The organism is Amycolatopsis albidoflavus (genome assembly GCF_039525725.1).
Lineage (GTDB): Bacteria > Actinomycetota > Actinomycetes > Mycobacteriales > Pseudonocardiaceae > Amycolatopsis > Amycolatopsis albidoflava.
Window position 1 is genome coordinate 184,719 of sequence record NZ_BAAAHV010000023.1, and the last position, 19,965, is coordinate 204,683.

19 protein-coding genes and 1 riboswitch are annotated in these 19,965 nt (G+C 69.4%); of the genes, 15 read left to right on the plus strand and 4 right to left on the minus strand.

The genetic code is table 11. The annotated features are described in order from the left end of the window. Nucleotides 1–20: 20 nt before the first annotated feature. From rpmF to mutM, 3 genes are all read left to right on the plus strand, one after another. Nucleotides 21–203: a 50S ribosomal protein L32 gene (rpmF, locus tag ABD156_RS38080; RefSeq protein WP_009074209.1), complete on the plus strand. Its 183-nt coding sequence runs from the start codon at nt 21–23 to the stop codon at nt 201–203. A gap of 14 nt (nt 204–217) precedes the next feature. Beyond that, nucleotides 218–958, plus strand: coding sequence for a ribonuclease III (rnc, locus tag ABD156_RS38085; protein ID WP_344285837.1), 741 nt, complete (start codon nt 218–220; stop codon nt 956–958). A 110-nt stretch (nt 959–1,068) separates the two neighbouring features. Next, nucleotides 1,069–1,929, plus strand: a complete 861-nt coding sequence (mutM, locus tag ABD156_RS38090; RefSeq protein WP_344285840.1) for a bifunctional DNA-formamidopyrimidine glycosylase/DNA-(apurinic or apyrimidinic site) lyase — start codon at nt 1,069–1,071, stop codon at nt 1,927–1,929. Between the two features lie 417 nt (nt 1,930–2,346). Here the strand turns inward: mutM and ABD156_RS38095 are convergent, their stop codons facing one another. Next, entirely contained in the window at nt 2,347–3,300 is a 954-nt protein-coding gene (locus ABD156_RS38095; RefSeq protein ID WP_344285843.1) for a ketopantoate reductase family protein, read from the minus strand. Between the two features lie 91 nt (nt 3,301–3,391). On the opposite strand from ABD156_RS38095, the gene ABD156_RS38100 reads away from it, so the two are divergent. Continuing rightward, the gene (locus tag ABD156_RS38100) at nt 3,392–3,961 is read left to right on the plus strand and encodes a TetR/AcrR family transcriptional regulator (protein ID WP_344285846.1); all 570 of its coding nucleotides are present in this window, start codon (nt 3,392–3,394) and stop codon (nt 3,959–3,961) included. 27 nt (nt 3,962–3,988) lie between these two features. Here the strand turns inward: ABD156_RS38100 and ABD156_RS38105 are convergent, their stop codons facing one another. Together ABD156_RS38105 and ABD156_RS38110 are read right to left on the minus strand one after the other, a co-directional pair. Beyond that, nucleotides 3,989–5,482, minus strand: a complete 1,494-nt coding sequence (locus ABD156_RS38105; RefSeq protein WP_344285849.1) for a nitrilase-related carbon-nitrogen hydrolase — start codon at nt 5,480–5,482, stop codon at nt 3,989–3,991. Further along, on the minus strand, nt 5,466–6,047 hold the full coding sequence (locus tag ABD156_RS38110) for a TetR/AcrR family transcriptional regulator (RefSeq protein ID WP_344285852.1): 582 nt from the start codon (nt 6,045–6,047) through the stop codon (nt 5,466–5,468). Before ABD156_RS38110 ends, ABD156_RS38105 begins: the two co-directional genes overlap by 17 nt. Before the next feature lie 159 nt (nt 6,048–6,206). On the opposite strand from ABD156_RS38110, the gene ABD156_RS38115 reads away from it, so the two are divergent. Both ABD156_RS38115 and ABD156_RS38120 read left to right on the plus strand, forming a co-directional pair. Next, nucleotides 6,207–6,530 carry a PadR family transcriptional regulator gene (locus ABD156_RS38115; RefSeq protein WP_344285855.1) on the plus strand — a complete coding sequence of 108 codons (324 nt, stop codon included), beginning with the start codon at nt 6,207–6,209 and terminating at the stop codon, nt 6,528–6,530. A gap of 46 nt (nt 6,531–6,576) precedes the next feature. Continuing rightward, nucleotides 6,577–7,809 (plus strand): HAAS signaling domain-containing protein, encoded by a 1,233-nt coding sequence (locus ABD156_RS38120; RefSeq protein WP_344285859.1) that lies wholly within the window; start codon nt 6,577–6,579, stop codon nt 7,807–7,809. Nucleotides 7,810–7,979: 170 nt separating this feature from the next. Here ABD156_RS38120 and ABD156_RS38125 read toward each other — a convergent pair whose 3' ends face one another. After that, on the minus strand, nt 7,980–8,501 hold the full coding sequence (locus ABD156_RS38125) for a YflT domain-containing protein (RefSeq protein WP_344285862.1): 522 nt from the start codon (nt 8,499–8,501) through the stop codon (nt 7,980–7,982). Nucleotides 8,502–8,739: 238 nt separating this feature from the next. Here ABD156_RS38125 and ABD156_RS38130 point away from each other — a divergent pair, with 238 nt between their 5' ends. From ABD156_RS38130 to lipA, 9 genes are all read left to right on the plus strand, one after another. Beyond that, on the plus strand, nt 8,740–10,104 hold the full coding sequence (locus ABD156_RS38130; RefSeq protein WP_344285865.1) for a glutamine synthetase family protein: 1,365 nt from the start codon (nt 8,740–8,742) through the stop codon (nt 10,102–10,104). Next, on the plus strand, nt 10,085–10,798 hold the full coding sequence (locus ABD156_RS38135) for a gamma-glutamyl-gamma-aminobutyrate hydrolase family protein (RefSeq protein ID WP_344285866.1): 714 nt from the start codon (nt 10,085–10,087) through the stop codon (nt 10,796–10,798). The genes ABD156_RS38130 and ABD156_RS38135 overlap by 20 nt, the downstream gene beginning before the upstream one ends. Further along, nucleotides 10,795–12,168, plus strand: coding sequence for an aldehyde dehydrogenase family protein (locus ABD156_RS38140; protein WP_344285868.1), 1,374 nt, complete (start codon nt 10,795–10,797; stop codon nt 12,166–12,168). Before ABD156_RS38135 ends, ABD156_RS38140 begins: the two co-directional genes overlap by 4 nt. A 5-nt stretch (nt 12,169–12,173) precedes the next feature. Continuing rightward, a complete protein-coding gene (locus ABD156_RS38145) occupies nt 12,174–12,941 on the plus strand; it encodes a 3-oxoacyl-ACP reductase (RefSeq protein WP_182892139.1) in 768 nt (255 codons plus the stop codon). Between the two features lie 163 nt (nt 12,942–13,104). After that, nucleotides 13,105–13,197: riboswitch (glycine riboswitch) on the plus strand. Nucleotides 13,198–13,337: 140 nt separating this feature from the next. Then, on the plus strand, nt 13,338–16,169 hold the full coding sequence (gene gcvP / locus ABD156_RS38150) for an aminomethyl-transferring glycine dehydrogenase (protein WP_425546124.1): 2,832 nt from the start codon (nt 13,338–13,340) through the stop codon (nt 16,167–16,169). 35 nt (nt 16,170–16,204) lie between these two features. Further along, the gene (gcvT, locus tag ABD156_RS38155) at nt 16,205–17,293 is read left to right on the plus strand and encodes a glycine cleavage system aminomethyltransferase GcvT (RefSeq protein WP_344285879.1); all 1,089 of its coding nucleotides are present in this window, start codon (nt 16,205–16,207) and stop codon (nt 17,291–17,293) included. Between the two features lie 15 nt (nt 17,294–17,308). Next, nucleotides 17,309–17,686 (plus strand): glycine cleavage system protein GcvH, encoded by a 378-nt coding sequence (gene gcvH, locus ABD156_RS38160; RefSeq protein ID WP_067589411.1) that lies wholly within the window; start codon nt 17,309–17,311, stop codon nt 17,684–17,686. Beyond that, nucleotides 17,686–18,963 (plus strand): serine hydroxymethyltransferase, encoded by a 1,278-nt coding sequence (glyA, locus tag ABD156_RS38165; protein ID WP_344285885.1) that lies wholly within the window; start codon nt 17,686–17,688, stop codon nt 18,961–18,963. Before gcvH ends, glyA begins: the two co-directional genes overlap by 1 nt. Then, on the plus strand, nt 18,960–19,964 hold the full coding sequence (gene lipA, locus ABD156_RS38170; RefSeq protein WP_344285888.1) for a lipoyl synthase: 1,005 nt from the start codon (nt 18,960–18,962) through the stop codon (nt 19,962–19,964). Before glyA ends, lipA begins: the two co-directional genes overlap by 4 nt. Nucleotide 19,965: the final 1 nt, after the last annotated feature.

A 19,965-nucleotide genomic window follows, 5' to 3' on the forward strand; every position in this document is an offset into this window, starting at 1 on the left:
CGTTTGAAGGAGATCTACTCGTGGCCGTCCCGAAGCGGAAGATGTCGCGATCCAACACGCGCTCCCGCCGCAGCCAGTGGAAGGCGGCTCCGGTTCAGCTGGTGCCCTGCTCCAACCGCGCCTGCCGCCAGCCGAAAATCCAGCACGTCGCTTGCCCGGCTTGCGGCCAGCACAACGGCCGCCAGGTCGTCGAGCCCGCCTGAGCGGGCAGCCGACCATGGGGGGTAAGCCCGTCGGAGGACCCGCGGCCGAACCCGCATCGTTGCTCGAGGCGCTCGGGGTCGTTCTCGACCCCGAGCTGCTCCGTCTTTCGCTCACGCACCGCTCGTACGCGTACGAGCACGGCGGCCTGCCGCCGAACGAGCGACTGGAGTTCCTCGGAGACGCGGTGCTCGGCCTCGTCGTCACCGACCACCTCTACACCACCCACCCCGACCTGCCCGAGGGCCAGCTCGCGAAGCTGCGCGCCAGCGTCGTCAACATGCACGCGCTGGCAGGCGTCGCACGCGGGCTCGGCGAGGGCGGGCTCGGGGCGCATCTGCTGCTGGGCAAGGGCGAAGAGCTCACCGGCGGCCGGGACAAGGCGAGCATCCTCGCCGACGGTCTCGAAGCCGTCATCGGCGCCACGTACCTCGCGCACGGCATCGAGGTCGCGCGCAAGCTGGTGCACCACCTCTTCGACGGGTTGCTGGCCGAGGCCCCGCTGCGCGGGGCAGGCCTCGACTGGAAGACCAGCCTGCAGGAGCTGACCGCCTCCGGGGGACTCGGCGTGCCCGAGTACCGCGTCGAGGACAGCGGTCCCGACCACCGCAAGGAATTCACCGCCACCGTGCTGGTAGCGGGCCGCGCGCTGGGCGAAGGCAACGGCACCACGAAGAAGGAAGCCGAGCAGAAGGCCGCGGAGACCGCCTGGCGGGCTCTGTCGGAGGAACTCGGCACGGGCGACGACGCGAGCTGAGTCGTTTTTCTTCCCGGGGCCGGCCGACTCGATGTCGGCCGGCCCCGTTTTTTCGTTGCCAGGGCACGGGCCCTCCGTTTTTTGTCGGGGGCGCCGGGCAGAATGAGCGCATGCCCGAACTACCCGAGGTCGAGGTCGTCCGCGCCGGCCTCGAAGCGCACGTCGCCGGCCGTACTGTCCGCGCCGTCGAGGTGCTGCACGACCGCGCCATCCGGCGGCACGCGCAAGGAGCCGCCGACTTCACCGGACGGCTCGCCGGCGTCACGATCGAGGCCGCCCGGCGGCGCGGCAAATACCTGTGGCTGGAACTGTCCGACGGCGAGGCGGTGCTGGCGCATCTCGGCATGAGCGGCCAGATGCTGGTGCAAGCCGAGGACGTGCCGGACGAGAAACACCTGCGCGTCCGCGTCCGGTTCGCCGACGACGGGCCGGAACTGCGTTTCGTCGACCAGCGCACGTTCGGCGGCCTGGCCCTGGACGAACTGGTCGAGGTCGACGGCGACAACCTGCCCGGCACCATCGCGCACATCGCCCGGGATCCGATGGATCCGAAGTTCGACCCGGAGGCCGCCGTGCGCGCGTTGCGTTCTCGGCGGACCGAGGTGAAACGCGCGCTGCTCGATCAGACGCTGGTGTCCGGGGTGGGCAACATCTATGCCGACGAGGCGTTGTGGCGCTCCAAACTGCATTGGTCGCGGCCGACCGAGAAACTCACTGCCGCACAAGGGCGAACGCTGGTGTCCGCGGCCAGTGACGTGATGTCGGCCGCGCTGCTGGCGGGAGGGACGTCGTTTGACGCGCTTTATGTGAACGTGAACGGACAGTCGGGGTATTTCGAGCGCTCGCTCGACGCGTACGGCCAGGAAGGAATGCCGTGCCGCCGATGCGGTTCGGCGATCCGGCGGGAGCCGTTCATGAACCGGTCGTCGTTTTCGTGTCCCAAGTGTCAGCGACGGGCTCGGGTGGCTTAGCCGCACGGGACGGTCGCCCGGCGCGGACGTTTGGGTGGGTGTGGCGATCGCAGGCCGCGCGTTGCTGGGAGACGCTGGTCTTGTGGCTAGTTGCGGCTCGGACACGCAGATCGCGCAGTGGCGTGACGCGCGGTGGATCGGCGGCGAGGCTGGGGCTGGGCCGTTAGTTGTGGCTGCGGCCGGGCGAGAACTGAGCCGCGCGACTCGCGGTGGACCGGCGACGGGGCTGGGTTGGGCGGTCAGTTGTGGCTGCGGTCGGGCGAGAACGGGAGATCGCTGAGCGGCGCGACTGACAGGTGATGAGGCCCGAACCGTGCGAACCAGCGGCCTTTCCTTCCACGTCACAGACACTGGACCGCGAAAAGCTCACAGGCACTGGGCAGCGAAAAGCCTTGTGCAGCCGGAACATCGGCGAGTTCAGGCTCGCCCCGTCTCCTCGCGGGCGAAGAGTGGTTCCGCCGCTTCCAGCCGCGGTGCCGAGATGCCTGAGCGTCGTGCTTCGGCCAGCGTGTCTCGGCAGACCTCGCGCGGCTCCTGCGCGTCGGGGTTGTTGTGTGCCGCGAAACTCGCGCGCACGGGTGCGACGTGAGCGGTCAGCCAGGCCAGCACGGGGGCCGTCAGCCAGGTGGGTGCTCGGAACAGCAGCAGGCCGCCCCGGTGTCGTCGCAGGTCGATGCCGCGCGTTTCGAGGAGCGGCACGAGTTCGCGCCCGGCCAGCAGGCCCTCGCGCACGTCGCGCGTCGACCCGGCCAGGTCGGACAGGGAACCCAGCCGCAGGCCTTGGGAGAACAGGCCCGCGTCCGACACGAAATGGACCCACAGCCAGCCGCGGAAGTCGGGCCGTTCTTTGATCCGGAGCCCGGCTTCGCGAAACGCTTGGCGCACAGCCAGTTCCCGGTCGGTCGGGGGCTGGCCGAGAGTGCCGAAGACGACTGATCGCAGCAGGAATCCGCGGAGCACGCCGTCCGCGTCGAAACCGCCGCCGCCTTGGGGAAAGCCCCAGGCGACCTGGTCGGCCGGGAGTGCGCCGATCGCGTCCAGCGGCTCTGCCCAGACGTTGCCGAAGATCAACACCGTGGCCTGGCCGACGCGCGGGGCCAGGAAGGCCGTCGCCTCCGCGAGGCGGTGGTGCCCCACGCTGAGCACGATCAGGTCGAAGTCGTGGTCCGGCTCGAGTTGCTCGCGGAGGCGTACCGGCCACTTCTCGACGCGCTGCCGACGCCGCGTATCGAACAGGTCGAGGTCGACGGTGTCCCCGTACTGCGCCGCGCGGCCTGGCCGGACGTAGAACTCGACGTCGTGTCCCGCTCGTTGCAGGGTCCAGCCGTAGATGGTGGCGATCACGCCTCGGCCGAACATCAGGATCTTCACGCCGCACCTCGCGGGGTAGCATTCGATGTGGAGACGATCTCCACTTTCCAAAATATGGAGACAGTCTCCACTTGTCAACGCGAGGGAGCCCATGACCGCCGACAAGCCGCTGCGGGCCGATGCCCGGCGCAACCGCGATGTCCTGATCGCCAAGGCGCGAGAGATCTTCGACGCCGGAGAGTTCTTCGACCTGCGTTTCGACGACTTCGCGCGGCTCGCCGGAGTGGGCACCGGCACTTTGTACCGGCATTTCCCCACCCGGGAGGCGCTGGCCGAGGCGGTCTACCACGGGGAAGTCGCCGCGCTGTGCGAACGCGCCCGCGAGCTGCAGGTCACGCTGCCCGCGGCGGAGGCTTTGGCGACCTTCCTGCGCGGCATGGTCGACCACATCGACGCCCACGAAGGCCTTGCCCGGACGCTCGCCACGCTCATGTCCGAGGGCTCGGGCGACCTCGCCGAGGGCAGTCAGGCGCTGGAACAGGCTGTCGCCGACCTGGTGGCCGCCGCCGTGCGAGAGGGCACCGTCCGCGACGACGTGGATTCCGGTGCCGTGATGATGGTGCTGCACGGCATCGGCGCGGCCCATGACCGCCCCAATTGGCGGGCCGAGGCGGACGATGTCATCACCCTCGTGCTGGAAGGGTTGCTCCGCCCGCAGTGACGCGGTGCCCGGCACGCCTGTGAACTTTCAGGATGTGTGAGGGCGTGAACCAACCGTTGCGGGGTTGGCGGCGGAGGAAGGCTGCGAGGCCGCGTGAAGGCGAGTGAAAACCAAGCCAGCAACGGCAATCGCCGCCGCGAGCCAAGCGAACCAATCACCGAATCGCGTGTGGAACGTCTGACCGGGGCCTGCCGGAACATCGGCAACGACCGTCGTGAACGGGGCCGGTCCTCCGGTGCGGGCTTCGCCGAGGACGCGGCCGTAGCCATCGGACAGCATCAGGCTTCCGTTCGCGTCGGAGAGCGCGATCGACTGTCCACTTTCGACACCGCGAAGCAGTGCGTTGCGGGTGTGCTGCCAGCCGCCCTCGTTGTTGTTGCCCGGCGGGACCGCCAGTTCCGCCGGGATCGCGAGGATCCGCGAACCGGCGGCGGCGTAGTCGCGGCTGGGGGAGGCGAACGTCGTGTCGCCGCAGATCACCGGCCCGGTCGGGACCTCGGTGCCGGGCACGAACACCAGATCCCGGCCCGGCGGGCTCACCAGGTCGTGGTGCTTCAGGTACCGAGCGGGTGCGGCACCGTCGGCGGGGAAGGCCAGCGCGTAGTCGTAGTTGTGCTTGCCCGGCCGGTCGTAGTACTCGAAGCCGACCACGATCGCCGCGCCCCGGGCCTTGGCCGCGCGCCGCATCGGCTCCACCAACGCCGCTGGCCATTCCTCCTCGGCGCTGAAAGCGGCTTCTGGCAATACAATGAGCCGCACGCCGTCCGGCATGGCTGAGATCTGCTGGATGTAGTCCTGCACCAGGGCGCGTCCTTGAGCAGTGCCAAGCGCGGGACCCCAGTGATAGCCGGCATTTTGCGTGAGAGCGGCCATTCGCACCGACGGACCGCCCGCGCCGGAAAGCCGTAATGCGCCGCCGCCGAGCGACAAAACCACGATGATCGCGGCGACAATGCCAATGCGCAGCCGCGAAGCTCCGGGCGCGCACATCGCGGCGACCGCGAAAGCGGGCAGCAGCACCAGGAATTCGACGCCCCACATTCCCGCCCACGAAGCGGTTTGCAGCACGAGCGGGGCGTCGCCCTGGTCGTTGGCGAGGGAACCCATCATCCCCATGGGGTTCAGCGTCGCGATCAGGTACAAGAGGCCGGTCCACGCCGCCGGGGCGGCCAGGCTGGCCAGCAGCGTCCGGTGTCGGCGCACCAAGGCCCAGAACAGCCATACCGCGAACGTGAACACCAGCGACATCCCGACATCGATGGTGGCGCCGAACGGCCACAACGGTTCGTCGCCGGAATGTGCTTGGTAGGCCCACATATTCGCGGTGCCGAGCAGGAACGCGCCGAACGCGGTGCTCACCGTGGTCCAGCCGCCGGCGCGAGTCGCCAGCAGCAGTACGGGAAACGGCGCGAGCCAAGTCAGCGCGGCGATCGGCGCGAGCCCGGTGCCGAAGTAGAAGAGCGCCGCCGAAGACAGCAGCGCGGCCGGGGCGTGCCAGCGGGCATTACGTGCTGAGGCCATCGAAGATCCTCCGGGAAGTACGCCGGCACAGCGCGCGGAACTCGGGTTCCGCGGCCCCCATTCGGCCGGCGAGGTAGTGCAGGACCATGCCTTGCGTCTGCGTGCTGACGGTCAGCGCGGCTTCCAGCGGATCGTCGTCGCGCAGCACGCCTTCGCGGATGCCTTCTTCGATCAGCCGGACCAGCGCGGTGAACGGCGGCGAGCCGGGTTCGCGGAAACTGTCCGGATATATCCGGGCCTGCGCCCAGCTGTCGGCCATCAGGAAGCGGTACAGATGCGGCTGGCCGAGCGCGAAGTCCAGGAACCGGTCCAGCAGCGCGTCGAAGCGGTCGAGCCATTCTCCGCCCGGTGCCGGGTCTTTCCACGCCGCGCCCAATTCCCGGCCGGTGGCGTCGGCGACCGCGCGCAGCAGGACCTCGCGGTTCTCGTAGTGCCGGTAGATCGCCATCGCGGTGACTCCGGCGGCTTCGGCGACGCGGCGCATGCTGACCGCCGCCGCGCCCTCGGCGGCGATGATCTCGCGCGCCGCCGCGGCGAGCCGTTCGGCGGTCGGGATCTCGGCCATGTCTACACTGTAGACCACGAGGTCTACGCTGTATACCTGACCGTTCGTCTCCCGCTGAACCGGCCGAATGGGCAGCGATACCGCCGGACGGCCGCTCGCCGCGCACACTACTGCGCTATGCGTGGTAGCTTCTCTCGCGCAGGACCGGGAAGGAACGCGGTGGAGATCAGTCAGCTGCTCAAGGGAGTGCTGGACCTGGCGGTCCTCGCGGTGCTGCGCGACGACGACGGGTACGGCTACGACGTGCTGCGAAGACTTCGCGTCGCCGGCCTGGCGGAGGTCGGGGACGCCTCGGTGTACGGCACGCTGCGGCGGCTGTACAAAGCGGGATTGCTGACGTCGTACGTGGTTCCGAGCGAAGAGGGCCCGCACCGCAAGTACTACAGCTTGAACGACCGGGGCCGGGCGCGGCTCGCCGAATCGGCGCGTACGTGGACCAGCTTCGCGTCCATTATGGACAGTTTGGTGAATGAGCGGGCCTGACCGCGCGGACAGGCGAAACCGCGGGCACGAATCGGGGAGAGGCAGCATGAGCACGGACAAGCCGACGGCCGCGCGGACGTACCTGTCGAGGGTGCGCACCGCGCTCGCGGACCTGCCCGCGAACGAGATCGAGGAACTGCTCGAGGACGTCCGGCCGCAGCTGGCCGAAATGGAGTCGGAAGCGGGCGCGACGGCACGGGTCGAGGACCTCGTCGCGCGGCTCGGCACTCCGGAGAGCTACGCGGCCGAGCTGCGGGCGTCCGGCGGCTACCCGCCCGCTCCGGCGGTTCCGGAAGCCGCGACCGAGGTCCTGCCGACAGCGAAGGCGGGCCGGGTCGGACCGCGGCTTGCCTTGTGGGGCTTGATGTTCTGCGCGGCGGGGACGGCGCTGATCGCGTTCTACACCGCGGTGCGCTTCAATGCCGCGGCGCTGGCCGGGATGATCTTGCTGGCCCCGGTGTTCGCGGTGAGCGTGGCGTTCCTGCTGCTGCGCGGGCTCGACGCGATGCGGGAGCTGCCGGAGGTGGTCCGCGCGCGGGCGATGGTGAAGTCGATGCGGGAGGACCGGTCGGCCGACCGCGCGCTCACGTACCTCAATTCGCTGAAGCCGGCGTGGTGGGTCGTCTGCGGGTTCGCGCTGCTGGCGTTCGGGCTGCTGCTGATGATCCGGGACCTGCACGCGGTCCTGCTGCTGCCGGTGCTGCTCGTCGGCGCGGGCCTGGTGATGTGGGCGGGCCCGCGGATCAAGGTCGACGGCCGGATGCTGTGGATCGCGGTGCCGGTGTCGGCGTTCGTGGTGGGCAGCGCGTTCGGCGGCCTCGGCGCGGCGGTCAACCTCGTCCGGGACCGCACCTACTCGTCGAGTTCCACCCCGTCGTACGCCTCCTCGATGTACCAGGACGTCCACGGCAACGAGTCGCTGCGCTACGGCCAGCACGAACTGACCAATCTGTATGCCTTCGACGCGAACGGCAAACCGCTGGAGAACGTCTATCTCTACGACGACCGCGGACGTCCGCTCACGATCACCCGCTACGGCTGCGAGAAGGACACCGGCACGAGCCAGATGACCGGAGAGGACAACCAGTTCCCGCGCCCGAAGGTCACCCTGGGAACGCAGGACGACCGCGGGAACGTCAACGGCTACAACGGTTATCGCAGCTACTGCCGGGAGGACGCAGGGGTGCCGTTCGCGGCGGTGATCCCGAAGGCTCCGGCGACATCCGGGGCGCCGGTTCCGCCGAGCAGCTCGACGAAGGCCGCTCCGCCGACGAGGTAAGGGGCGTCGGGGCGGGTGGTTCGTGAGTGGTGAGGCCGGTGAGAACCGGCATAGGCGCGCACGAGACCCGACCAGCACGGCAGCCCGCCCTCTCGGCAAGGCCCGCAACGCGAAACCGGGCGCCCAAGGCCGCGAACGGCCAGGGCGCCCGGGAGGCGAGTCGCCGGAACTCAGTGGTTGAACGCCGAGCGTGCGGCCAGGTCCGCCAGCAGCTGGCGGCCCTTCTCGGCGTTGCGCGGCTGCGACAGCACGTCGTAGCGCTGGGCGACGAGCTGGCTCTGCGAGATGAACCCGCGCTTGTTGCGGTTCGCCGCGTACCCCAGCGCGCCGAAGGCCACGTTGAACACGACACCCGCGGCGAGGCCGAGCACGATCGACAGCAGCCCGGCGGCCGGGTTGAGCATGCTCAGCACCAGGCCCAGGAACAGGCCGAACACCGCGCCGGACATGGCCGCGCTGCTGAGCATCCGGCTCCAGCTCATCTTGCCCGCGATGCGCTCCACGAGCATCGGCTGGACGCCGACGATGGTGACGTCGGCGACGGGGAAGTCAGCGTGCGCGAGGTGGTCGACGGCCTGCTGGGCCTGCTCGTAGGACTCGTACGACCCGATCGGCCACCCGGTGGGCAGCGTCGGGAGCTGCGGCCGCGCCTGCTGCTGGCTGAACGTGGTCTGCGTGAATGCTTCAGTCATCCCTCTCACCTCTCTTGCCCGGTCCAACGCACGAGGCGGCGGATTTGGTCCCGGACGCACCCGATTCACAGTATCTTCTCAGCCGGGCAACCCGGACATAGCAGGCGCCGCGCGGGTGAGCCCCGCGGAACCCGCGTTTAAAGGTCTAAGAAAATGCCTTTCAGTGGATTGACCCTGGCAGGATGGCCCGGTAAGAAGAAGCCGCAAAGGACCTGATCCGAACCTTTGGGGCGATGCGATGGCGGCCAGGCGAGGAATGCTCACGCTCGAAGATCTCCGCGAACGGGTGACGGCGGGCACCATCGACACGGTGCTCGTCGCCCTCACCGACATGCAGGGGCGGCTCCAGGGCAAGCGCTGTTCGGCGGAGTACTTCCTCGAAGAGGTGGTGGGCCACGCCACCGAGGCGTGCAACTACCTGCTCGCGGTGGACGTCGACATGAACACCGTCGACGGCTACGACATCTCGTCCTGGCAGAGCGGCTACGGCGACTTCGTGCTCCGGCCGGATTTCGCGACGCTGCGGGAGATTCCGTGGCAGGAGGGCACCGCGCTGGTGCTCGCGGACGTCGAGCGCGTGCAGGGCGGCCCGGTTTCCGTTTCGCCGCGCCAGGTGTTGCGCCGCCAGCTCGACCGGCTCGCCGAGCACGACCTGAAGGCCTACGTGGGCACCGAACTCGAGTTCATCGTGTTCGACGACTCCTACGAGACCGCGTGGGACAAGCGGTATCACGGCCTCACCCCGTCCAATCAGTACAACGTCGACTACTCCATGCTCGGCACCGCGCGCATCGAGCCGCTGCTGCGCCGGATCCGCAACGGAATGGCGGGCGCGGGCCTGTATCCGGAGTCGGCGAAGGGCGAGTGCAACCCGGGTCAGCACGAGATCGCCTTCCGCTACGCCGAAGCGCTCGCGACGTGCGACAACCACGGCATCTACAAGAACGGTGCGAAGGAGATCGCCGCGCAGGAGGGCAAGAGCCTCACGTTCATGGCGAAGTACAACGAACGCGAGGGCAACTCCTGCCACATCCACCTGAGCCTTCGCGGCAAGTCCGGCGAAGCGGTGCTTCCCGGCGACGGCGACCACGGCTTCTCGAAGCTGATGCAGCACTTCCTCGCCGGACAGCTGGAAGCCTTGCGCGAGCTGACGTACTTCTTCGCTCCGAACATCAACTCGTACAAGCGTTACGTCCCTGGCAGCTTCGCGCCGACAGCGATCGCGTGGGGAACGGACAACCGTACGTGCGCGTTGCGCGTCGTCGGGCACGGTGACGGGTTGCGCGTCGAGAACCGCGTACCCGGCGGAGACGTGAACCCGTACCTCGCAGTCGCCGCGATGATCGCTGCTGGACTGCACGGCATCGAGAACGAGCTGCCGTTGGAGCCTGAGTTCGTAGGCAACGCGTACGCGTCCGACAAGCCCACTGTGCCCGTCACACTTGCTGAAGCCGCTGAAGTCCTCGAAGGCAGCCGTATCGCGCGAGATGCCTTCGGCACCGATGTAGTCGACCATTACCTCAACGCCGCGCGGATCGAGCGCGAAGCGTACGAGCGAGCTGTGACCGATTGGGAGCGCATCCGTGGTTTCGAACGACTCTGACCCACCCGTCATCGGGCTCAGCACCTATTCGGAACAGGCGAAGTTCCTGGCCTGGGACACCGAAGCGACGCTGTTGCACCGGGTATACGCGGACTGCGTGGTCAAGGCGGGCGGGATCCCGGTGCTGCTGCCGCCGGTCACGAACCAGTACGCCAGCCTGATCGGGCGCATCGACGGCCTGGTCCTCACCGGTGGTGCGGACGTCGAACCCAGCCGTTACGGCCAGGAGCCGCACGAGAAGACGTACATCCGTCCGGAGCGCGACGCATTCGAGTTCGGCCTGTTCGAGGCGGCGCGCGCGGCCGGAAAGCCGGTGCTCGGGGTGTGCCGCGGGCTGCAGGTGATGAGCGTCGCGCTCGGCGGCACGCTCTCGCAGCACCTGCCGGAAACCCTCAGCGACGCGACGCATCAGCCCGCTCCGGCGACGTTCGGCACCAGCACCGTCAGCCTGGTCGACGGCACGCGGGCGGCGGCGATTCTGGGCCAGGAAACAAAAGTCCAGTGTTACCACCATCAGGCGATTGACCGGCTCGGCTCCGGTTTGATCGCGTCCGGCCACGCGGCGGACGGGACGGTCGAGGCCGCGGAGGCGCCGGGGGAGTTCGTGCTCGGCGTGCAGTGGCATCCGGAGCAGGACGGCGACGACGTCCGGCTGTTCGCCGCGCTGGTGAACGCCGCGCAGGAGGGGAAATGACGACGTTCGAGGTGCGCAACCCCGCGACCGCGGAAGTGGTGCGCCAGGTCGAGCTGACCACCGAGGCGGAGACCGACGCCGCGATCGCCCGCGCGCACGCCGCGTTCCCGGCCTGGCGGGCGGTCGCCCCGGGCGATCGGGCGAGGCTGCTGCGCCGGTTCGCGGACGCGGTCGACGCCGACCTGGAGAACCTCGCCCGGCTGGAGGTCGAGAACTCCGGGCACACGATCGGCAACGCCCGCTGGGAAGCGGGCAACGTGCGCGACCTGCTCGAATACTCCGCCGGCGCGCCGGAACGGCTGCTGGGCAAGCAGATCCCGGTCGACGGCGGCGTCAACGTGACCTTCCAGGAGCCGCTGGGCGTGGTCGGCGTGATCGTGCCGTGGAACTTCCCGATGCCGATCGCGGGCTGGGGCTTCGCGCCGGCGCTCGCGGCGGGCAACACGGTCGTGCTCAAACCGGCCGAGCTGACCCCGCTCACCGCGTTGTGGCTGGCCGAACTCGCCCGCGAGGCGGGCCTCCCCGAAGACGTCTTCCAGGTGCTTCCGGGCAAGGGATCCGTTGTCGGTCAACGGTTTGTCACGCATCCGGCAGTGCGCAAGGTCGTGTTCACCGGCTCCACCGAGGTCGGCAAGCAGATCATGGCCGGCTGCGCGGCGCAGGTGAAGCGGGTGACGCTGGAGCTGGGCGGCAAGAACGCCAACATCGTGTTCGCCGACGCCGACCTGGAGAAGGCCGCGGCGACCGCGCCGTACGGGGTGTTCGACAACGCCGGTCAGGATTGCTGCGCGCGGTCGCTGATTCTGGTGCAGGACAACGTTTACGACCGGTTCCTCGAACTGCTGGAACCCGCGGTGCAGGGCGTGGTCGTCGGCGATCCCGGCGACGAGGCGACCGAGATGGGCCCGCTGATTTCCGCGGACCACCATGCCAAAGTCTCCTCCTACGTCACCGATGCGACTCCGGTCGCCTTCCGCGGCAGCGCGCCGTCCGGGCCGGGCTACTGGTTCGCGCCGACTGTGGTGCTCCCGCCGGGCTTGGACGATCCGCTGGCCCGCGACGAGATCTTCGGCCCGGTCGTCGCGGTGGTCCGCTTCCGCGACGAGGCCGAAGCCGTGCGGATGGCCAACGACACCGAATACGGCCTGTCCGGCTCGATCTGGACGCGCGACGTCGGCCGCGCTTTCCGGGTCGCGCGCGGCGTCGAATCCGGGAACCTGTCGGTGAATTCCCATTCGTCGGTCCGCTACTGGACGCCCTTCGGCGGCTTCAAGCAGTCCGGTCTCGGCCGCGAACTGGGCCCGGACGCCGCGGCCGCCTTCACCGAGACGAAGAACGTTTTCCTGAGCACCGAAAGCACGGAGGAATGAACCAGATGGTGCAGCGTTTTGACGGCCGCGTCGCGGTGATCACCGGCGGCGCGAGCGGCATCGGCCTCGCCACCGCCAAACGGCTGGCGAGCGAAGGCGCGAAGGTGGTGATCGGCGACGTCACGCCGGAGCAGGGCAAGGCGGCCGCCGACGCCGTGGGCGGGGCCTTCGTCCAGGTCGACGTCACCGACGCTGACCAGGTCGAGGCGCTTTTCCAGACGACGGTCGACGAGTTCGGCGCGGTCGACGTCGCCTTCAACAACGCGGGCATCTCGCCGCCGGAAGACGATTCGATCCTCACCACCGGCATCGAAGCCTGGGAGAAGGTGCAGCGGGTCAACCTGACCTCGGTGTACCTGTGCTGCAAGGCGGTGCTGCCGCACATGCAGCGGCAGGGCCGCGGTTCGATCGTGAACACCGCGTCGTTCGTGGCCGTGATGGGGGCCGCGACGTCGCAGATTTCGTACACCGCTTCGAAGGGCGGCGTGCTCGCCATGACGCGCGAGCTGGGCGTGCAGTTCGCGCGCGAGAACATCCGGGTCAACGCGCTGTGCCCGGGGCCGGTCAACACACCGCTGCTGAAGGAACTCTTCGCTAAAGACCCGGAACGCGCGGCCCGGCGTCTAGTGCACGTTCCCGTCGGCCGCTTCGCCGAGCCCGAGGAGATCGCCGCCGCGGTGGCCTTCCTGGCGAGCGACGACGCCAGCTTCATCACCGCCGCCCAATTCCTCGTCGACGGCGGCATCTCGGGCGCCTATGTAACCCCGCTGTGACTGTCCGTGAAGGGCTCCTTGAGGGAATCTGATTCCCTCAAGGAGCCCTTCACGGACCTTTGGCAAGGGGGTGTGGCGTAGGCCTGGCGCGGTAGACTGGCGGGCGAACCACCAGGTAGGGTGCGTTCCACCTGCAGCACCCACAACTGAACACAGGGCCGTTCGAGCCGGAGCGGGAGAGTCCCATGCGAGCAGTGGGACACCGAAGGAGCAAACTCCCCGGAATCTCTCAGGTAACCGCTACCGCTTTTGGCGAGGCCACTCTGGAAAGCAGGCGCACCCGCGCCTCACCCAAGGTGAAAGCCGCGTCGAGCGCGGTGAAACTCTCAGGTGCCCATGACAGAGGGGGAGTTCCCAGTGCACCGCCGCGCCCGGTGCCCGTCCCGAGGAGCTCCCATCACCTCCACCCCCTTCGACACCCGCCACATCGGTCCCGGCGAGGCCGAGCGGGCGAAGATGCTCGCCGAATGCGGTTACGGAAGCCTGGACGCGCTCGTGGAAGCGGCGGTGCCGACCGCCATCCGCACCGCGGGCGACCTGGCGCTGCCGGAGCCGGCGTCCGAGGAAGAGGCCACCGCTGAGCTGCGCGCGCTCGCCGCGCGCAACCGGCCGATGACGCAGATGATCGGCCTCGGGTACTCCGACACCGTCACCCCCGGCGTGATCCGCCGCAACGTGCTCGAGAACCCGGCCTGGTACACCGCGTACACGCCGTACCAGCCGGAGATCTCGCAGGGCCGGCTCGAAGCGCTGCTGAACTTCCAGACCGCGGTGTCCGACCTGACCGGGCTGGCGATCGCCAACGCCTCGATGCTCGACGAGTCCACCGCCGTCGCCGAGGCGATGACGCTGATGCGCCGCGCGTCGAAGTCGAAGTCCAATGTGGTCGTTCTCGACTCCGAATGCCTTCCGCAGACCGTCGAGGTCGTGCGGACGCGCGCCGCCGGTCTCGGCATCGATGTGCAGGTGCGCGACCTGCTCACCGGTCTGCCCGAGGAGTTCTTCGGCGTCGTCGTGCAGTACCCCGGCGCGTCCGGCGTGCTGCGCGGCCGCGGTTTCTACCACGCGGTTTCCGAAGCGGCGAAGGCCGCGGGCGCGCTGTACACGGTCGCTGCCGACCTGCTCGCGCTCACCTTGATCGCCGCGCCCGGCGAGTTCGGCGCGGACGTCGCCGTCGGTTCTACGCAGCGCTTCGGCGTGCCGCTGGGCTACGGCGGTCCGCACGCCGGGTACATGGCGGTGCGCGCCGGCCTGGAGCGGTCGCTGCCCGGCCGTCTCGTGGGCGTGTCCGTGGACGCGGACGGGAACACTGCGTACCGCCTCGCGCTGCAGACGCGCGAGCAGCACATCCGTCGCGAGAAGGCGACCTCCAACATCTGTACCGCGCAGGTGCTGCCCGCAGTGCTTGCCGCGATGTACGCGGTCTACCACGGTCCCGAGGGGCTGAAGGCGATCGCGACGCGGGTTCACGAACTCGCGGCCGGTCTCGCGAACGCGCTGCGCGCCGGTGGCGTCGAAGTCGCTCACGAGGCCTTCTTCGACACTGTCGTCGCGAAGGTGCCTGGCCGCGCCGCTGAAGTGCACGCGGCTGCGCGCGAGGCGGGGATCAACCTCGGCCACATCGACGCCGACCACGTCCGCATCGCCTCCGACGAGGTCACGCGTCCCGACACGCTCGCGAAGGTGCTTCGCGCCTTCGGCGTCGACGGTGGGTGGGAAGCCGCGCAGGCGCTCCCGAACGGCCTCGCCCGCGAGAGCGGCTACCTGACGCACGAGGTGTTCAGCTCGCACCGGTCCGAGACGTCGATGCTGCGCTACCTCCGCCGTCTCGCCGACCAGGACTTCGCGCTCGACCGCGGCATGATCCCGCTCGGCTCGTGCACGATGAAGCTCAACGCCACCACCGAAATGGAGCCGATCAGCTGGCGCGAGTTCGCGGGCATCCACCCGTTCGCGCCTGCCGAGGACGCCGAGGGCTACCACGAGCTGGTCCGCCAGCTGTCCGGCTGGCTGGCCGAGGTCACCGGCTACGACCAGGTGTCGCTGCAGCCGAACGCGGGCAGCCAGGGCGAGCTCGCCGGGCTGCTGGCCATCCGCGCCTACCACCAGGCGAACGGCCAGCCCGAGCGCGACGTCTGCCTGATCCCGTCGTCCGCGCACGGCACCAACGCCGCGTCCGCGGTGCTCGCCGGGATGCGCGTCGTCGTGGTCAAGTGCACCGACGAGGGCAACGTCGACCTCGAAGACCTGCAGTCCAAAGTGGACAGCCACAGCGCCGACCTCGCCGCGATCATGGTCACCTACCCGTCCACGCACGGCGTCTACGAGCACGGCATCGAGCGGCTCGCCAAGATCGTGCACGACGGCGGCGGCCAGGTGTACGTCGACGGCGCGAACCTCAACGCCCTGCTGGGCCTGGCGAAGCCGGGCGAGTTCGGCGGCGACGTCTCGCACCTGAACCTGCACAAGACGTTCTGCATCCCGCACGGCGGCGGCGGTCCCGGCGTCGGCCCGGTCGCGGCCCGCGAACACCTCGCGCCGTACCTGCCGAACCACCCGCTGCTCGCGCAGGCCGGCCCGGACACCGGCGTCGGCCCGATCAGCGGCGCGCCCTACGGCTCGGCGTCGATCCTGCCGATCTCCTGGGCCTACGTCCGGATGATGGGCGCGCCCGGGCTCACCGAGGCCACCAAGGTCGCGGTGCTCGCGGCCAACTACATCGCCGCCCGGCTCGCGCCGCACTACCCGGTGCTCTACACCGGCCAGGACGGCCTGGTCGCGCACGAGTGCATCCTCGACCTGCGCGGCATCACCAAGGAAACCGGCGTGACCGTGGACGACGTCGCGAAGCGGCTCATCGACTACGGCTTCCACGCGCCGACCATGTCCTTCCCGGTCGCGGGCACGCTCATGGTCGAGCCGACCGAGAGCGAGGACCTCGCCGAGATCGACCGGTTCTGCGAGGCGATGATCGCCATCCGGCACGAGATCGACGAGGTCGCGGCCGGCCGCTGGACCGCCGAGACGAGCCCGCTGCGCGGCGCGCCGCACACCGCTTCGTCGGTCATCGGCGAGTGGACCGCGGACTACGACCGCGAACTGGCGGCGTACCCGGTCGGCGTGGCGCGCAAGACCAAGTACTGGCCGCCGGTGCGGCGGATCGACGGCGCGCGCGGCGACCGCAACCTCGTCTGCTCCTGCCCGCCCCTCGACGCGTACGACGCGTGAGCGTGTCCTCCGCTCGCGACAACGAAAGGCTTCCTGTGACGGAAACCCCCCTGCACCAGGTCCACCAGGACCTCGGCGCGCTGTTCACCGATTTCGCCGGCTGGTCGATGCCGGTGCGCTACGCCAGCGAACTGGCCGAGCACAAGGCCGTGCGCGAGGCGGCCGGGCTGTTCGACCTGTCGCACATGGCCGAGATCCACGTCCGCGGCGCGCAGGCCGCCGACGTACTCGACTACGCGCTGGTCGGCAACCTGACCGGGGTGAAGCCGGGCCGCGCCCGCTACACGATGATCTGCGACGCCGACGGCGGCGTGCTGGACGACCTGGTCGTCTACCGGCTCGCCGACGAGGAGTACCTGGTCGTGGCCAACGCGGGCAACGCGACCGTGGTCGCGGACGCACTGGCCGAGCGCGTCGCCGGGTTCGACGCGGTGGTGGAGAACCGGTCCGCGGACACCGCGCTGATCGCGGTGCAGGGTCCGAAGGCGGTCGACGTGCTCGCCGCGGTGACCGACGCGGACCTCGCTTCGCTGAAGTACTACGCGAGCGTGCCCGCCGTCGTGAAGGGCCACGAGGTCCTGCTGGCCCGCACCGGTTACACCGGCGAGGACGGCTTCGAGCTGTTCGTGCCCGCGGCCGAGGCTCCGGCCTTGTGGGCGCTGCTGACCGAGGCCGGTCAGGAGCACGGCCTGGTCCCGTGTGGACTCGCGTGCCGCGACACGCTGCGCCTGGAAGCCGGAATGCCGTTGTACGGCAACGAACTCAGCCGCGAGCTGAACCCGTTCGCCGCCGGACTCGGGCGGGTCGTGAAGTTCGAGAAGCCGGGCGACTTCGTGGGCCGCGCGGCCCTGGAGGAGCTGAAGAAGGCCGACGTCCCGCGGGTGCGGGTCGGCCTGCGCGGCACCGGCCGCCGCGCCCCGCGGCACGGGTACGCCGTGCTGTCCGGGGATGCCACTATCGGGGAGATCACCAGCGGCGCGCTGTCGCCGACGCTGGGCTACCCGATCGCCATGGCGTATGTAGACCGGGAGCACGCCGAGCCCGGCACCGCGCTGTCCGTCGACATCCGGGGCCGCGTCGAGCCGGTCGAGGTCGTCGCCCTGCCCTTCTACTCCCGAGCCTGAGAGGCCTGTCGAACAATGAGCATCCCCCAGAACCTGTCCTACACGAAGGAACACGAGTGGCTGTCGGTCTCCGACGGCGTCGCGACGGTGGGCATCACCGCGTTCGCGGCGGGCTCGCTCGGCGACATCGTGTTCGTGCAGCTGCCCGGCGTCGGCGACACCGTCACCGCGGGCGAGGTGTTCGGCGAGGTCGAGTCGACGAAATCGGTCAGCGAGCTGTACTCGCCGGTCAGCGGCGAGGTGGTGGCGGTGAACGAGGCCACATCGGACACCCCCGAGGTCATCAACTCCGACCCCTACACCGAAGGATGGCTGCTGCAGGTGCGGCTCTCGGGCGACGTCCCGGAGCTGCTCGACGCGTCCGCGTACGCCGAGCTGACCCAGGAGAACTGATGACCGCCTCGTTCGACGCCCGCCTGTCCGAGGTCGACCCCGAGGTCGCCGCCGCGGTGGCCGCGGAGCTGGACCGCCAGCAGTCGACGCTCGAGATGATCGCCTCGGAGAACTTCGCGCCGGTCGGCGTGCTCGAGGCGCAGGGTTCGGTGCTGACCAACAAGTACGCCGAGGGCTACCCGGGCCGCCGCTACTACGGCGGCTGCGAGCACGTCGACGTCGTCGAGCAGCTCGCGATCGACCGGGCCAAGGCGCTCTTCGGCGCGGAGCACGCGAACGTGCAGCCGCACTCGGGCGCGCAGGCCAACGCGGCGGCGATGTTCGCGGTGCTGAAGCCGGGCGACACCATCCTCGGCCTCGACCTCGCGCACGGCGGCCACCTGACGCACGGGATGAAGATCAACTTCTCCGGCAAGCTGTACAACGTGGTCGCCTACCACGTCGACAAGGAGACCGGGATCGTCGACGTCGCCGAGATCGAGCGGCTGGCGGTCGAGCACAAGCCGAAGCTGATCGTCGCCGGCTGGTCGGCCTACCCGCGCCAGCTCGACTTCGCCGAGTTCCGCCGGATCGCCGACCTGGTCGACGCCAAGCTGATGGTCGACATGGCGCACTTCGCCGGCCTCGTGGCCGCCGGCCTGCACCCGTCGCCGGTGCCGCACGCCGACATCGTCACGACCACCACGCACAAGACCCTCGGCGGTCCGCGCGGCGGTCTGATCCTCTCGCGCCAGGAGCTGGCGAAGAAGATCAACTCGGCGGTGTTCCCCGGTCAGCAGGGCGGTCCGCTGGAGCACGTGATCGCGGCCAAGGCCGTGGCGCTGAAGATCGCCGCGACCGACGCGTTCCGCGAGCGCCAGGAGCGCACCCTGGAAGGCTCGAAGATCCTCGCCGACCGGCTGTCGCGCACCGACTGCGCCGAGGCGGGCGTCCGCGTCCTCACCGGCGGCACGGACGTGCACCTGGTGCTCGTCGACCTGGTGAACTCCCAGCTCAACGGCCAGGAGGCGGAGGACCGGCTGCACTCGGTCGGGATCACCGTCAACCGCAACGCCGTGCCGTTCGACCCGCGTCCGCCGATGGTGACGTCGGGGCTGCGGATCGGCACGCCGGCGCTGGCCACCCGCGGTTTCGGCGCCGACGACTTCACCGAGGTCGCCGACATCATCGCGGAGACGCTGAAGCCGGACTTCGACGAGGCCGCGCAGCAGGCGCTGCGGGGTCGCGTGGAGCTGCTGGCCAAGAAGCACCCGCTGTACGCGGACCTGAGCCGATGAGCGCGCAGCCCGAGGGGCGGAAGTTGTTGCGGCTTGAGGTGCGCAACAGCGAGACGCCGATCGAGAAGAAACCGTCGTGGATCAAGACACGCGTGCGGATGGGTCCGGAGTTCACCGAGCTGAAGGGCTTGGTGAAGCGCGAGGGTCTGCACACGGTTTGTGAAGAGGCTGGTTGTCCCAACATTTACGAATGCTGGGAAGACCGTGAGGCTACGTTCCTGATAGGTGGTGACCAGTGCACTCGGCGGTGCGATTTCTGCCAGATCGACACGGGCAAGCCTGCTGCTCTGGATCGCACTGAGCCGCGGAAGGTCGCGGAGTCGGTGCAGGCCATGGGTTTGCGGTACTCGACGATCACCGGTGTCGCGCGCGACGACCTGGCTGACGGTGGTGCGTGGCTGTACGCGGAGACCGTGCGTCAGATTCACGCGTTGAACCCGGGCACCGGTGTTGAGCTGCTGATCCCGGACTTCAACGCGGAGCCGGATCAGTTGGCTGAGGTGTTCGGGTCGCGTCCGGAGGTGCTGGCGCACAACGTGGAGACGGTGCCGCGGATCTTCAAGCGGATCCGCCCCGGGTTCCGCTACGCCCGCTCGCTGGACGTGATCACGCAGGCCCGCGCGGCGGGTTTGGTGACGAAGTCGAACCTGATCCTCGGGATGGGCGAAACCCCCGACGAGGTCAGTGTCGCGTTGCAGGAGCTCTTCGACGCGGGCTGCGAGATCATCACGATCACCCAGTACCTGCGGCCGTCCGCGCGGCACCACCCGGTCGACCGCTGGGTCAAGCCGGAGGAGTTCGTGGAGCACGCGAAAACCGCTGAGGCTATTGGGTTCCCTGGTGTGATGGCGGGGCCGCTGGTGCGGTCGTCGTATCGCGCGGGCCGGTTGTACGCGCAGACCAAGGCCCACCGCGGCGAGGAATTGCCGGAGAACCTCGCTCACCTGACCGCCGAAGGACCGGCGGCGCAAGAAGCCAGCAGCGTGCTGGCGAGGAACTAAG